11 protein-coding genes are annotated in these 13,391 nt (G+C 66.4%); 2 read left to right on the forward strand and 9 right to left on the reverse strand.

Annotation, left to right across the window (positions count from 1 at the left end):
• Window positions 1-33 precede the first annotated feature (33 nt).
• The 7 genes from AC3WLE_RS09635 to AC3WLE_RS09665 form a co-directional block, all read right to left on the reverse strand.
• Entirely contained in the window at window positions 34-1,494 is a 1,461-nt protein-coding gene (locus tag AC3WLE_RS09635; protein WP_492356075.1) for an indolepyruvate oxidoreductase subunit beta family protein, read from the reverse strand.
• A gap of 79 nt (window positions 1,495-1,573) precedes the next feature.
• The gene (locus AC3WLE_RS09640) at window positions 1,574-3,769 is read right to left on the reverse strand and encodes a thiamine pyrophosphate-dependent enzyme (protein ID WP_492356054.1); all 2,196 of its coding nucleotides are present in this window, start codon (window positions 3,767-3,769) and stop codon (window positions 1,574-1,576) included.
• A 137-nt stretch (window positions 3,770-3,906) separates the two neighbouring features.
• Window positions 3,907-5,241 (reverse strand): MFS transporter, encoded by a 1,335-nt coding sequence (locus tag AC3WLE_RS09645; RefSeq protein ID WP_492356074.1) that lies wholly within the window; start codon window positions 5,239-5,241, stop codon window positions 3,907-3,909.
• A gap of 190 nt (window positions 5,242-5,431) precedes the next feature.
• Window positions 5,432-6,487 carry a porin gene (locus AC3WLE_RS09650; protein ID WP_492356053.1) on the reverse strand — a complete coding sequence of 352 codons (1,056 nt, stop codon included), beginning with the start codon at window positions 6,485-6,487 and terminating at the stop codon, window positions 5,432-5,434.
• Between the two features lie 44 nt (window positions 6,488-6,531).
• Window positions 6,532-7,311: a cyclase family protein gene (locus AC3WLE_RS09655; RefSeq protein ID WP_492317251.1), complete on the reverse strand. Its 780-nt coding sequence runs from the start codon at window positions 7,309-7,311 to the stop codon at window positions 6,532-6,534.
• A 26-nt stretch (window positions 7,312-7,337) separates the two neighbouring features.
• Window positions 7,338-7,865 carry a flavin reductase family protein gene (locus AC3WLE_RS09660; RefSeq protein ID WP_492352377.1) on the reverse strand — a complete coding sequence of 176 codons (528 nt, stop codon included), beginning with the start codon at window positions 7,863-7,865 and terminating at the stop codon, window positions 7,338-7,340.
• Window positions 7,852-8,970: an LLM class flavin-dependent oxidoreductase gene (locus AC3WLE_RS09665; RefSeq protein ID WP_492356052.1), complete on the reverse strand. Its 1,119-nt coding sequence runs from the start codon at window positions 8,968-8,970 to the stop codon at window positions 7,852-7,854. The genes AC3WLE_RS09660 and AC3WLE_RS09665 overlap by 14 nt, the downstream gene beginning before the upstream one ends.
• A 106-nt stretch (window positions 8,971-9,076) precedes the next feature.
• Between AC3WLE_RS09665 and AC3WLE_RS09670 the strand changes: the two genes are divergently transcribed.
• Window positions 9,077-9,640: a winged helix DNA-binding protein gene (locus AC3WLE_RS09670; protein ID WP_492352379.1), complete on the forward strand. Its 564-nt coding sequence runs from the start codon at window positions 9,077-9,079 to the stop codon at window positions 9,638-9,640.
• Between the two features lie 383 nt (window positions 9,641-10,023).
• Here AC3WLE_RS09670 and AC3WLE_RS09675 read toward each other — a convergent pair whose 3' ends face one another.
• Together AC3WLE_RS09675 and AC3WLE_RS09680 are read right to left on the reverse strand one after the other, a co-directional pair.
• Complete coding sequence (locus AC3WLE_RS09675) at window positions 10,024-11,007, reverse strand: Bug family tripartite tricarboxylate transporter substrate binding protein (RefSeq protein WP_011617655.1); 984 nt, start codon at window positions 11,005-11,007, stop codon at window positions 10,024-10,026.
• Between the two features lie 107 nt (window positions 11,008-11,114).
• Window positions 11,115-12,092, reverse strand: coding sequence for a LysR substrate-binding domain-containing protein (locus tag AC3WLE_RS09680; RefSeq protein WP_492356051.1), 978 nt, complete (start codon window positions 12,090-12,092; stop codon window positions 11,115-11,117).
• 125 nt (window positions 12,093-12,217) lie between these two features.
• Between AC3WLE_RS09680 and AC3WLE_RS09685 the strand changes: the two genes are divergently transcribed.
• Window positions 12,218-13,390 (forward strand): CaiB/BaiF CoA transferase family protein, encoded by a 1,173-nt coding sequence (locus AC3WLE_RS09685; RefSeq protein ID WP_492317255.1) that lies wholly within the window; start codon window positions 12,218-12,220, stop codon window positions 13,388-13,390.
• Window position 13,391 lies beyond the last annotated feature (1 nt).

Consider the following 13,391-nt stretch of genomic DNA (forward strand, 5'->3'; position numbering starts at 1 on the left):
CTGCGGTTCCTGCTAGGGGTTGGCCCGTGTGGGTCACGCCAGCGCGTGGCGGGCGAGGGCTTCCTTCAGCTTCTTGCCGTGCTCGTCGGCCAGCGCGGCCTCGCGCAACTCGCGCAGCGTGGCCGGGGCCAGGCGGGCGCCGGCCCGCATCACGGCGTTCATCAGGGTCTGGTAGTTGGTCAGGCCGCGCACATGGGTGTCGCTGTAGCCTTTCACCAGCCGCTGGCACTGCACCACTTCCAGCGCCAGCGCCGGATTGAGGCGCGCGGCGGCCAGTACCTGGGCCAGCCAGCCCTCGATGCGCTCGGTTTCCAGCGCATAGCGCAGCGTGCTGCGGCGGATGCCGCGCAGGCGCGACACCGCCCACAGCATCAGGTAGCCGCGCAACGAACTGGTGGTGACCACGCGGCCGGAGGTGGTGAAGTGGCGCACCAGGCGGTGCACGAAATGCGGCTGCATCAGCCAGCGGCCGATTCCGGCCGGCAAGGTCTCGCAGATTTCTTCCAGGCGCGGGTGCATGAACTCGTTGATCGCCAGCAATTGCTTGTCGCCGGCGCGCACCTCGCCCCGCACCCGCGCGAAGCGCGAGTCGCGGGTCTTGATGTCGGCCACGCGAATGGTGTCCTCGTACGACATCCACAGCGCCAGGTGGCGCGCGGTTTCGCGCAGCAGGGCGCTGTCGTCCTTGCCGACGGCCTGGCGCACGGCGGCCAGCCGATCCAGATACAGGCCGGCATAGGCCACGTCCTGGTAGTCGATCATGCGGCGCACGCCTTCGACCACGACTGGCCAGTTTTCGGCCGGCTGTTCGGCGCGGGCGCGATGCAGCAACTGCGCAACCCTGGGATCCTGCGGCTTGAGTTCGCCCAGCGGCTTTGCGGCTTCCGCGGCGGGCGTCTCGGCGGCCTCGGCCGTGGCGAACGCCGCGCCGAAGGCGCGCAGGCTGGGCTTCACGCCCACGCCGCCGCGCTCGATGGTGGCTTCGAACTGCGCGCGGCTGAACGGCAGCACGCCGGTGCCGGCCAGCGCGCCGAACAGCACGGCGCTGATGACGCTGCCGCTGGCTTCGGCGGCCTGCGCCATGTCGAAGCGCACAAAGCGTTTGGCGGCCTTGCCGGCGTGGGCGATCAGCTCGTTGCTGTCGACGCGGCCATCGCCCATCGCGGACTTCTCGGCAATGGAGTACACGCGGTGGGTGGAAGACACCAGCGTGGTGCGCTCCGGCGTCACCAGTCCGCGCTGCACGGCGCGGCCGGCTTCCATCAGCTCGGAGGCGAGTACCACATCGACATCGCCAGGGGTGGGCATCAGCGCCAGCACCGGCTGGCGGCCAGCCTGCTCGGCCAGGTCGCGCGGGAACAGCTCGACGTAGTAGATGGTAGCGCCGGTGCGCTGCGCCACGCCGGGCACCGACGTGGTTTGCGCGATATAGCCGTTGTGCTCGCCCAGATCCACGATCCAGTCGGCCAGCACGCCGCCGCCCTCGCCACCCATGGCGAGGATGGCGACCTTGATCGGCTTGGCGCTGAGGTTGTTGGGTGCGTTCACGATTGAACCTCTCGAAACTTGGTGTTCAGAATGCAAGGCGGGTGCGGCGCGCGGCATCGCGGCGCTGCAGGAAGCCGATCACGGCGTCGCGCAGGCGCTGGCGCAGCTTGTCGATGCGGGTCGGGTTGGTGACGATCTGCGCGCGGTAGAACGACGGGCAAAGGACCGCAGCGTGCGACACCTCGCCGCACAGGCCGCAGCCCACGCAGCTGTCCAGCACGGAGGCGACCGGATCGGTGCGCAGCGGGTCCGGGTTGGGCTTGATCGTCAGCGAAGGGCAGCCGGACAGCCGGATGCACGAGTGATCGCCGGTGCAGGTGTCTGAATCCACGCCAAAGCGCTCGCGTACCACGCGCTGGCCGTCTGCGATCGCCTTGCGCGTCTTCGGCTTCTCGCGGCGCTGCTTGTTCAGCATGCATTCGCTCTGCGCGATCAGCACCTTCGGACCCTTGGCACCGGTGGTCAGCGCTTCCTTGAGGGTGGCCTTCATCGCCTTCAGGTCATAGGTGCGGCGGATGGTGCGTACCCACTTTACGCCCACGCCCTTGACCGCGTCCTCGATGGCGTGGCCGGTGCTACGGGTGTCGTTCAGCGCGGTCGAGGACAGGATGTCCTGCCCGCCGGTGGCCGACGTGTAGCTGTTGTCGACCACGATGGTCAGGTTATCGCTCTTGTTGAAGACCGCGTTGGCGATGCCGCTGGTCAGGCCGTTGTGCCAGAAGCCGCCATCGCCCATCACGGAGATGGCGCGCTTGCCGCCGGGCGCGTTCAGCGCCGCAGCGCTGGCGCCGCCCAGGCCGTAGCCCATGGTGGTGTTGCCCAGGTTGAACGGCGGCAGGATCGAGAACAGGTGGCAGCCGATGTCGGCGCTGACGTGGTGCTCGCCGATCTCGCGCTCGACCAGCTTCATCGCGGTGAAGATCGGGCGCTCCGGGCAGCCGGTGCAGAAACCGGGCGGGCGCGCATGCACGCTCTCGTCGACCAGCTTCTGCGGTTCCAGCACCTCGGCAGCCACGGCGTCGACGGTGGCGGCCGGCGCCTGAACCAGCGGGATCACCTTGCGGGCCGGCTTCGGCTCAGGCAGCGGTTCAAGCTTGCCGTACTGCTCCAGGAAGGCGCGCAAGCCCTTGAGCACGGTCGCGGTGTTGTACTCGCCGGCCAGCGGCAGCAGGTCCTTGCCATGCAGCGTCGCGGTGGTGCCGGCCATGCGCAGGATGTTGGCGGCGTTCTGCTCGATAAAGTTGGGCTGGCCTTCTTCCAGCACCAGCACGGCGCGCTTGCCCGCGCAGAAGCGTTCCCACTCCGAATCGATCAGCGGGTAGGCCACGTTCATCACGTACAGCGGGATCTTCGACTCGCCGAACACATCGGCCAGGCCGAGCTGCTCCAGTGCGCGGACCAGCGTGTTGTAGCTGCCGCCCTGCACGGCGATGCCGATGTCATCCATCTCGCCCTGGAAGAACTCATTGAGCTGGCGTTCCTCGATGAACTTCACGGCGGCGGGCCAGCGCTGCTTGATCTTCTCGTGCTCGTGCACGAAGCTCGCCGGGGGCAGCACGATGCGGCTGAGGTCGCGCGTGGGGTGGTCCAGCGCGTCCTGGATCGAGAAGCGGCTGCGGCGGTTGTCGGAAGCGACGAACTGGCCGTGTACGTGGCACGAGCGCACGCGCAGCTGGAGCATCACCGGTGTATTGGAAGCTTCGGACAGGTCGAAGCCGTCCTTCACCGCCTGCACGATGCACGGCAGGTTGGGGCGCGGATCGAGCAGCCACATCTGCGACTTCATCGCGAACGCGTGGCTGCGCTCCTGCATGATCGAGGAACCTTCGCCGTAGTCTTCGCCGACGATGATCAGCGTGCCGCCGGTGACCCCGCCCGATGCCAGGTTGGCCAGCGCGTCCGAGGCCACGTTGGTGCCCACGGTGGCCTTGAACGTGACCGCGCCGCGCAGCGGGTAGTTGACCGAGGCGGCCAGCGACGCGGCCGCGGTGGCTTCACTCGCGCTGTTCTCGAAGCGGATGCCATGCTCGGCAAGGATGTCCTGCGCATCGGCCAGCACGTCCATCAGGTGCGAGATCGGCGAGCCCTGGTAGCCGGCGACGTAGGCGACACCGGACTCCAGCAGCGCCTTGGTGACCGCGAGGATGCCCTCGCCGCTGAATACCTCGCCGGAACCCAGGCGCAACTTCTTGACTTCTTCGGCAAACGAACGCTCAGCCATGGCTTCTCTTCCTGACGCCCACGTTGTGGCGAGATGAATATAGTTTGAACATAAATATTTGCATAATCATATATATGCGCGGAACTCGAGGTCACGTGGACGGCTTCCGTGGAAGCCGAATTCCCTTTTCAGGCGCTTTATGCGTTGCTTTGCTGGGCGGCGCGGGCCACGACTGGTTGCCGTGTCGATGGCAGCAGCGCCACAGCCAGTGCAGCGACAAGGCCCGCAATGGAGAACGTGATGAAGTTCCAGCCGAAACTCAGGCCTGAGCCGGCCACGTAACCGCCGACGAGCGGGCCGCTCATGGCGCCGATTCGCGCGAAGCTCAGGGCCCATCCTGTTGCCGCGGCCCGTGCGTGTGCCGGGTAGTAGCCGGCCAGATAGCCTGTAAGGATCAGGGATGCCGAGACGCTGCCAACGCCAGCCAGCGCGACCAGCAGGTAGTTGACGACAACGGAGTTGCGGAACATCAGCGCGCCGATGGCGAGAGCGCCGATCAGGTAGAAGACCGCGACGGTGCCACGCGCACCCATCTTGTCGGCCGCGCTGCCCAGGAACAGGCCGCCCACCGCGGAAGCGAGGCTGAAGATAACCAGGAAGGAAAGGCTGGAGCCGAGGTCGTAGCCATTCTTGCGCATGATGGTCGGCAGCCACGTATTGAGGCCATAAACCAGCAGCAAGCCGAAGAACAGTGCGATCCAGAAGCACGCCGTCGCGCGCAGCTGCTTGCGGGCGAACATGCTCGACATCACGTCGCGCCAGGTGGCGCGGGCGGCGCTGCTGGCGGGCCGGACTTGTGACGGCAGCCGGCCATGACCGGTGCGATCGGCCAATGCCTGCGCTTCATCGATTCGCCCTTGCCCCACCAGGTACTCCAGCGATTCGGGCAGCATCCACGCCATCAGGGGTATCAACACCATCGGCACGGCACCCAGGCCAATCACGCCACGCCAGCCAAGGCTGGGCAACAGCCACATCGCAATGAGTGCGGCGCAAAGGATGCCCACGGAATACCCCGAGTACATCAGCCCATAGTTGAAGCTGCGGCGGTGCGGCGGCGAGTACTCGATGGTCAAGGCGGCGGCTACGGGAATGACGCCACCAAGGCCGAGCCCGCCGATGAAGCGCAAGACGCCGAAGATGGCCGGCGTCGGCGCATAGGACGCGCCCAGCATGGTCAGCGAGAACAGGGAAACACAGAGCAGCAGCATGCGGCGGCGCCCGATCATCTCGCTCAGCGTGCCGATCAGGAAGGCGCCAAAGAACATGCCGACCAGGGCATAGCTGCTGAGGGCACCGAGTTCCAGCGGCGTCAGGTTCCAGTTGCGGTCGTCGGCGAGTGCGGGCAATACCGCTCCCATGACGCCGACGTCATAGCCTTCAAAGAGAATCGCAAGGAAGCATACGAAAAGTACGGTATGGGTCGCGCGAGAAGCGGGGTGCCAGGGCTGAATGGTGCCAGCTGGGGTCATTGTCTGTCTCCTGATGGGTGGCGGATAGGGAACCGGAGAGGCCGCCAGGGAACCTGTTTCGCGCGATCGTCGCCACGCGTTTGTTGTCGTTCCACATAGTTTAGGCATAAACATATGATTGTGGAAATATTTTTTTGGAGCGACGAAGGAAATCTGGTCGGCGCCTCGACCGGAGGCGCCGAGGCTGCCACTAGAACTTGTGGCGCAGGCCCAGCCCGAAGGTGTTGCCCGGATTCAGGTCGGTCACCTTGTCATAGCGCCAGGCGGCGTAAAGGTCGGTGCGCTTGGAGAACGGGTAGTCGTAGGCCAGCGTGGTGGTATCGCGGCGGGCCGAGCCCAGCGTCTCGTTGCCGCCCTGCCAGGTACGCACCCACGTTGCCATCAGCGAGCCCGGTCCCAGCGGGGCGCTGGCGCCCACCTGCATGGTGCGGTTGCGTTGCCGGCTCAGCGTGCTGAAGCTGTTGTCCGACTGCGCGTACTGGCCGAACAGCTTGACCACCTTGAAGTCGTAGGACACGCCCGCCAGGTAGGCCATCTGGTAGCTGGCGCCGCTGGCAGCGAACTCCGGTGCATTGACCCCCACGCGCTGCACCGCCAGCGTGGCGCCAAAGTTGCCATTGAAATAGGTGGCATTGCCGCCGTAGTTCTGCTTGCCCTGGTGGCCGGTGCTCTCCCCGGTGGCGTAGATCGCATTGAAGCGCAGCCCGCCGAAGCCCGGACTCTGGTACAGCACCGAATTGTCCCAGGCGGTGTCACCTGCGACCGAGTTGCCGACCGGCGCGCCCGGCGGCGTGGTGTAGGCATGCAGGAACATCGGCGAGAACACGGCCGAATCCGCCAGCGGGTTGAACAGCAACATCGACACGAACCACGGCGTGGTGTTGCGGCCGAGCTTGATCGCGCCGAAACCTCCGTTCAGGCCAACATAGGCATTGCGCCCGAACATGACGTCGCCGTCGAAGCGGCCGACCTTGCCGTTGTCGGTACGGAAAAAGCTCTCCAGCGTGAACTCGGCGTTCAGGCCGTTGCCGAGCGCTTCCTGCCCGCCAATGCCCCAGTAGGAGGTGGTCAGGCCGGAACTGTCGACGACCGCGGTGCTGTGGGCATCGCCACTGGCACGCACGGAGCCGGCAAAGGCGTCAATCGTGCCATAGAGCTGCACGGTGCTCTGGGCCTGCGCGGCGCCGGAGGCGAGGCTGCCGGCGGCCGCCACGGCGGCCAGCAGGATCCTGCGTTGGTGTTTCATTGTCTCCCTTCCTTTCTCATTTCTTGTGGACGTCTGCGGCTCTGTCAGGTGGCCGCGATCGCCAGTACCCGCAACGGACTGCCCGACCCGTTCTGGATCTTCAGCGGTGCCGCCACGATCAGCGTGCCGGTGGGCGGAAGCTGGTCCAGGTTCTTCAGGCATTGCAGGCCGTACTTGTTCGCGCCGTGCATCAGCGTGTGGCACGGGTAGGGCAGCGGCCAGGCGTAGGACTGGCCGGCATCGGTGTTGATGGTTTCAACGCCGAAGCCGTGGACATTGCGTTCATGGATCAGCCACTCGACGGCTTCTTGCGTTGGCCCAGGCGTGTGAGCGCCGTCGTCGCGCAGCCCCAGGAACTCCGCCGGATCCGTCTTCTTGCTCCAGTCGGTGCGCAGCAGCACCCAGGCGCCGGCGGGAATGCGGCTGTGGTCGGCTTCCCAGCGCTGCAGGTGCGCCACCGTCAGCACCCAGTCGGGGTTCTCCGCCACTTCGGCGCTGGCATCGACCACTACCGCGGGGGCGATGAAGTTGGCCGGGTCGATGGTGTCCACGGTGTTGTTGGCGTGGTCCTTGCCCGAGATCCAGTGCACCGGCGCGTCGAAATGCGTGCCGGTATGCTCGCCGCAGGAGAAGTTGTTCCAGTACCAGCCCGGTCCCTTGTCGTCATATTGGCTGATGCGTTCCATCTTGAACGCCCACACCTGCCCGAACTCGGGGGGTAGCACCAGCGCGGGGAAGTCCGGCGACAGGGTCTGCGTCAGGTCGATGATCCTTGCCTTGCCGCCGGAAAGGTCCGCGGCAAGCTGTTGCACGGTGTTGCTCATGGGGTTTCCTTGTTGTGTGCGCCGTATCAGGCCGAAGCGTGCGCCAGCCGCGTGTACCGTCCCTGCCAGTAGAGCAGCGGCGCCGGGGCCTGTTCGGCCACATGGACCGCCCGCACGCGCCCGATGATCAGGATGTGCCCGTGGCGCTCCAGCAGTTCCTCGGCCTCGCAATCCATTGCCACCACGGCATCGGCCAGCACCGGGGCGCCATCGGGGGTCAGCTGGGTCCAGGCGTCGCTGCCGTAGCGCGCGGCGCCGGCCTCGCCGCCAAAGCCGGTGAAGCGCTGCGCGATCGCCTGCTGCTCCACGCGCAGCAGGTTCACGCCGAAGCGCCGCGTGCTCTGCAGCAGCCCGGCCGAAGAACTCCTCGCCTTCATCGACGCCACCACCATCGGCGGCTCGGCCGAGAACGACGACACCGAGGTTGCGGTGAAGCCGCTGCGCTCTTCGCCTTCGGCCACCGTCACCACGGTCACCGCGCCGGCGAAGCCGCGCATTGCCTGCTTGAACTGTTGCTGCAGCGCCGCCAGCCGGTCGTGCTTACTGGCCGCCATTTTTCGACCCTCCGGGCTGGCGCAGGCCGCGTGCCTCCAGGATCGGCAGCACCGTGTCGCGGAAGTACGGGAACTCCTTCACGTAGTCGACGAACGACAGCGTGGTGCCCTTGAAGCCGGCTTCGGCCAGCGCGCAGATGCCATCGGCCACTTGCTCGGGCGTGCCCACCAGCGGGAAGCCGCCGTGGCCCGCCGCCATGCGGTCGCGGATCAGCGCCAGCAGGTCGTGCGGGAACGACTGCGCGTTGGCGAACTGCAGCGCCACCAGGTTGTCCACCGCGGCCCAGTCGGCGTTGTCCTGCGCAAAGTGGCGCAGGTAGTCGCGCGCTTCCTGCTCGGTCGGGCGGCACACCACGTGCGAGAAGGTCAGCACTTGCACCGGCTTGTCCGCCGCACGGGCCTTGGCTTTCAGCTCGGCCACTTCCACTTTGGAACGCTCCAGGTCGATCGCCGGCGTGAACAGGAAGTTGGCGTTCTGGATGGCGAAGTCGCGGCCTTCGCCGGAGCCGGCGGCGTTCAGGATCGGCGGGCGCTCGCCGTGCCACGGCTTGGGCAGGCCGTAGATGCCCTTCAGGTGGAAGTTCTCGCCGTCATAGTTGAAGGCGCCGTCGCGCTCCCAGATCTGCTTGATGACGTCGAACCACTCCTGCGCATAGCTGTAGCGCTTGTCGTGGCCGGCGGCCAGCGGCAGGCCCAGGGCTTCGTACTCGGGGCGGTTCCAGCCCGCCACGATGTTCAGGCCCGCGCGGCCCTGGCCGATCTGGTCCAGCGTCGCGATCTGCTTGGCCACCACCGCCGGGTGGTTGGCCGCGGTGTGGATGGTGGCGAATACGGTCAGGTTCTTGGTCTGCGCCAGCAACCCGGCCGCCCACGTGATCGTTTCCAGCACCGAGCCGTGGAAGTCGGTCTCGCCGCCGTAGCCGATCCAGCGCGCGATCGGCAGCATGAAGTCGATGCCGGCATCGTCCAGCATCCGGGCCAGCTTCGCGTTGTTTTCCCACGAGTTGTCCCAGCGCTCGCCGATCTTGGTCACCGACATGCCACCCGAGCAATTGGTCGCAAACGTGCCCAGTACAAAGTCCTTCGTGTTCAGAATTTTTCTCATGCGTATCTCCCGGCCAAGTAGAATCCCTAGCATGCGCCGCACGCGGATAATGCGGCGCCCGTACTGCCCTGAAAAACCCACGCACGCAACGTGCGTCGAGCTGACAATGCCCAAGACCTCGAGTAACTCCACGCCATCCGCGAAAATCGACCGTACTGCCGAACAACATCGCTGGCACCTGGCGACGGATGATTTCAGCGTCGAGATCACCGACCTCGAATACGCCGTCATGCGGGTTTATCAGTCGTTCCTGCGGTGGCAGTCCGAATGCCTGGCGGCCGTGACCGGGATTACGCTGAGCGGGCAGGAAAATACCCTGCTGCACATCATCCGGATGCACGAGCGGCCCAAGACCATCAAGGACCTGCTGCACATGACCAATCGCCAGGACGTGCCCAACATGCAATATGAGTTGCGCAAGCTGCTCAAGGCCGAACTGGTCGACAAATACGGCAGCGCACGCACGGGCATTTACTACTTCGCCACTGACGAAGGCATAAGGGTGTGCGACGAATTTGCCCGCTTGCGGCGCGAGACACTGCTCGAGACCGCGCAAGGCGAATTCGGCCCTAAGCCCGGCGCGCTGAGGGCGGCCGGACAGCTGGAACAACTGGAGAAGGTCTACGAGATCGCTACGCGTGAAATCGCGACCTATCACCGCCGTCGCTAGAAGGAGTGGTTTTGGAAACTCATCGGGGGGGCGCTGTCTCCTGGTGGCGCGTGACGTATCGCGCGCATCAAATAAATAATCAAATAAAAGATTTATTTGATGCAAATGTAGCGCACTCCCGCAGGCTTCGCCAAGGCATTTTGAGTTAGGGGAAACACCAAGAGGGATGGCCCTGATGGTTCGCCGTCGTGGGGCTGTCTGGCCCGACGATTAGCCGAAGGCAGGAACTACCTCTTGAGGAAAGCTGCTGGAAGGGGTCTTGTCGCGATAATTTCGCGACCGGTGGGTGCTGGAGCTGGCGGCGCTCGTTGCCCGATAGGGTTGGGGGTGTGCGGGAGTGGCGGCATGCCCGCTGGCGTGCCGCCTGGGTGTCCGTTTTGCGCTTAGTCCACCTGCGCGCCCGATGCCTTCACGATGCGGGCCCACTTGTCCATGTCGGACGCCAGCATCTTGCTGAACTGCTGCGGCGTGCCCGTCATCACTTCGGCGCCCTGTGCCGCCAGCTTGTCGCGCAGGGTCTTGTCCGCCAGGATCTCCTGCATGGCCTGGCCGAGCTTTTGGGTCACGTCCTTCGGCGTATTCTTTACCGCGAACAGGCCGACCCAGAGGTCGCCGCTATACCCGGGCACGGTTTCGTTGATCGCGGGAATGTCCGGCGCGAACGGCGAGCGCTTGGCGGAGCTGACGCCGAGCGCGCGCACCTTGCCCGCCTTGATATGGGCCAGCACCGACGGCAGGCTGGCGAAGGCCAGCGGCACCTGGTTGCCCAGCACATCGTTCAGCGCCGGCGCGACGCCCTTGTAGGGCACGTGTTCGAGCTTGATGCCGGCCATGCTGTTGAGCATCTCGCCCAGCAGGTGGTTCAGCGTGCCATTGCCGGCGGAGGCATAGCGGTAGTAGTCCGGCCTGGCCTTGGCCATCGCGATCAGTTCGGGCAGCGACTTGGCGGGGAAGGCGGGATTGGCCACCAGCACGTTCGGCACGCTTGCCACCGGGGCGATCGGCTCGAAATCCTTGACCGGGTCGAACGGGATGCTGCGGTACAGCGACGGGTTGATGGCCTGCGTGCTGCTGATGGTCATCAGCAGCGTGTAGCCGTCCGGCGTGGCGCGGGCCGCTGCCTGGGTGCCGATATTGCCGCCGGCGCCCGGGCGGTTTTCCACCACCACTTGCTGGCCGAGCCGTTGCGACAGGGTCGCGGCGACCAGGCGCGCGACGATGTCATTGGTGCCGCCCGGCGCCTGCGGCACGATCATCTGGATGGGCTTGGACGGATAGGGGGCGGCGGCGAGGGCCCTGGCGCTGAACAGCGGCAGGCATGCGGCCAGGGCAGCGGCGGCTGCCAGGGCGCGGCGGGTGCGTTGCATGGTGTCTCCTGGAATTGCGGGGCCGTGAATGCCGGCCCAGGCTGGTGGCAACTCTAGCCGACTGCCGCGCCGGCGTGAAATTCAATCGCCGACTACGGGCATAAGTTTTATTGATCGGCCGCAGGCGGCGGAATGAGCGGCTTGAGCGACCCGCCTGCCGCAATGCGCTCGGCCACCAGTTCACGCAGCACCTCCGCCACGGCCTCGGCCGCGCTGGTGCGCGGCAGCGCGCGTGGCCAGCACAGCGACAGCGTGCGGCGCAGTTCCGGCACGATCAGGTGCCGCGGCACTTCGCTGTCCGCGTCGGACAGCGACGACGCGGGCAGGATGGTGCACGCCAGGCCCTCGCGCGCGGTCGCCAGCAGGAAGGGCAGCGAATCCAGGTCGGCCACCACGTTCAGCGACACGCCGGCCTGCGCGAAGGCAAGCTCGACCACTTCGCGCAGGCCCTGCGAGCCGCTTGGCAGCACGAGTGGCAGCTCGCCCAGTGCCTTGATCGCGACCGTGGCGCCTTCCGCACCGGCCTGCACCCGGGACTTCGCTTGCGCCGTTGCGCGCCCGCGCGTCACGGGAGGCGTCCCGACCAGGTATAGCGATTCGCTCGCCAGCCGCTCCAGTTCCACCGCGCGCGACGGCACATCGCGGAACAGGATGGCGAAGTCCAGCCGGTTGTGGTCCAGCAGCTCCGAGATATAACCGCTCATGCTCTCGAACAGCTGCAGCCGGATTTGCGGATAGCGGGCGCGCACCGCGCGGATCAGCGGCATGCCGAATGCCGCTGCCGCCGTGGTGGGCAGGCCGATGGCAACCATGCCGGTAACATCCGTGCCGGCCACCCGGGCCTCGGCGCCTGCGATCTCCACCTGCCGCAGGATATTGCGGGCGTGGCGATAGAGCGTGCGGCCGGCTTCCGTGGGTTTGACACCTTTGGCGCCGCGGTGGACCAGCGGCACGCCCAGCTCTTTTTCCAGTGCCGCCAGCTGCTGGCTGAGTGCGGGCTGCGCCACGCAGACCACTTCGGCTGCCCGCGTCAGGCTGCCCTGGTCGACGATGGCGATGAAATAGCGCATGGCGCGCAGGTCCATGGCAGGCTCCGGGAGAATTCCAAGGTATTCATTCTACTTATGATCCCCTCGGCAATCGGTATTTCCCAGGTGCGGCCCGCTCCGGTAGATTGCCGTCAGGACATTGCGCAAAACCGGATACCACCATGCCCCATCCCCTCGAAGGCATCACCGTCGTTTCCCTGGAGCAGGCGATCGCGGCCCCGTTCTGCACCCGCCAGCTGGCGGATCTGGGCGCGCGCATCATCAAGATCGAGCGGCCTGGCAGCGGCGACTTTGCCCGCGCCTACGACACGCGCGTGCGCGGCTTGTCTTCGCACTTCGTCTGGACCAACCGCTCCAAGGAGAGCCTGACGCTCGACGTCAAGCACGCCGGGGCCGCCCCCGTGCTGGCCGGACTGCTCGAACGCGCGGACGTGCTGGTGCAGAACCTCGCGCCCGGCGCGGCCGCGCGCCTGGGCCTGGACTTCGATAGCCTGAGCGAAAAGTACCCGCGCCTGATCGTGTGCGATATCTCGGGCTATGGCAGCGACGGCCCGTACCGCGACAAGAAAGCCTACGACCTGCTGGTCCAGAGCGAGTCCGGCTTTGTCTCCGTGACCGGCACGCCGGACGACGGCGTCAAGGCAGGTGCCTCGGTGGCCGATATTGCGGCCGGCATGTACGCCTATACCAATATCCTGGCCGCGCTGCTGGAACGCGGCAAGACCGGGCGCGGCAAGCGCATCGATATCTCGATGCTGGAATCGATGGTGGAGTGGATGGGCTTCCCGCTCTACTACGCCTTCGATGGCGCCGAGCCGCCGCCGCGCGCGGGCGCGGCACATGCCACCATCTATCCCTATGGCCCGTTTCCGACCGGCGATGGCAAGACCGTGATGCTGGGACTGCAGAACGAGCGCGAGTGGGTCGTGTTCTGCCAGGCAGTGCTGGGCGAACCCGATCTCGCCACGCATCCCGACTTTGCCAGCAACAGCCTGCGCAACCAGAACCGCGCTGCGCTGCGCGCGCGCATCGTCGACAGCTTCTCGGGCCTGACCGCCACCGAAGTGGTCGACCGGCTGGAGGCCGCCAGGATTGCCAATGCGCGGGTCAATACCATCGCTGACGTTTGGGACCACCCCCAGCTGGCGGCGCGCCAGCGCTGGCGCCAGGTCGACACGCCGGTGGGCCCGGTGCCGGCGTTGCTGCCGCCGGGCATGACCGAGGCACGCATGGACCCGATTCCGGCGCTCGGCGCGAGCACCGATGCCATCCTGGCCGAACTGGGCCAGACCGCGGCGCAGATTGCCGCGTTGCGCTCGGCCGGCGCAGTCTGAA

Source organism: Cupriavidus sp. FW306-1B-F12B, from assembly GCF_058781795.1.

What these genes read in the sequence shown, in the direction of transcription:
- AC3WLE_RS09645 (WP_492356074.1), bottom strand. Translation starts at nt 5,241, where the DNA reads ATGACCCCAGCTGGCACCATTCAGCCCTGGCACCCCGCTTCTCGCGCG.
- AC3WLE_RS09665 (WP_492356052.1), bottom strand. Translation starts at nt 8,970, where the DNA reads ATGAGAAAAATTCTGAACACGAAGGACTTTGTACTGGGCACGTTTGCG.
- AC3WLE_RS09675 (WP_011617655.1), bottom strand. Translation starts at nt 11,007, where the DNA reads ATGCAACGCACCCGCCGCGCCCTGGCAGCCGCCGCTGCCCTGGCCGCA.
- AC3WLE_RS09650 (WP_492356053.1), bottom strand. Translation starts at nt 6,487, where the DNA reads ATGAAACACCAACGCAGGATCCTGCTGGCCGCCGTGGCGGCCGCCGGC.
- AC3WLE_RS09685 (WP_492317255.1), top strand. Translation starts at nt 12,218, where the DNA reads ATGCCCCATCCCCTCGAAGGCATCACCGTCGTTTCCCTGGAGCAGGCG.
- AC3WLE_RS09680 (WP_492356051.1), bottom strand. Translation starts at nt 12,092, where the DNA reads ATGGACCTGCGCGCCATGCGCTATTTCATCGCCATCGTCGACCAGGGC.
- AC3WLE_RS09660 (WP_492352377.1), bottom strand. Translation starts at nt 7,865, where the DNA reads ATGGCGGCCAGTAAGCACGACCGGCTGGCGGCGCTGCAGCAACAGTTC.
- AC3WLE_RS09640 (WP_492356054.1), bottom strand. Translation starts at nt 3,769, where the DNA reads ATGGCTGAGCGTTCGTTTGCCGAAGAAGTCAAGAAGTTGCGCCTGGGT.
- AC3WLE_RS09655 (WP_492317251.1), bottom strand. Translation starts at nt 7,311, where the DNA reads ATGAGCAACACCGTGCAACAGCTTGCCGCGGACCTTTCCGGCGGCAAG.
- AC3WLE_RS09670 (WP_492352379.1), top strand. Translation starts at nt 9,077, where the DNA reads ATGCCCAAGACCTCGAGTAACTCCACGCCATCCGCGAAAATCGACCGT.
- AC3WLE_RS09635 (WP_492356075.1), bottom strand. Translation starts at nt 1,494, where the DNA reads ATGGGTGGCGAGGGCGGCGGCGTGCTGGCCGACTGGATCGTGGATCTG.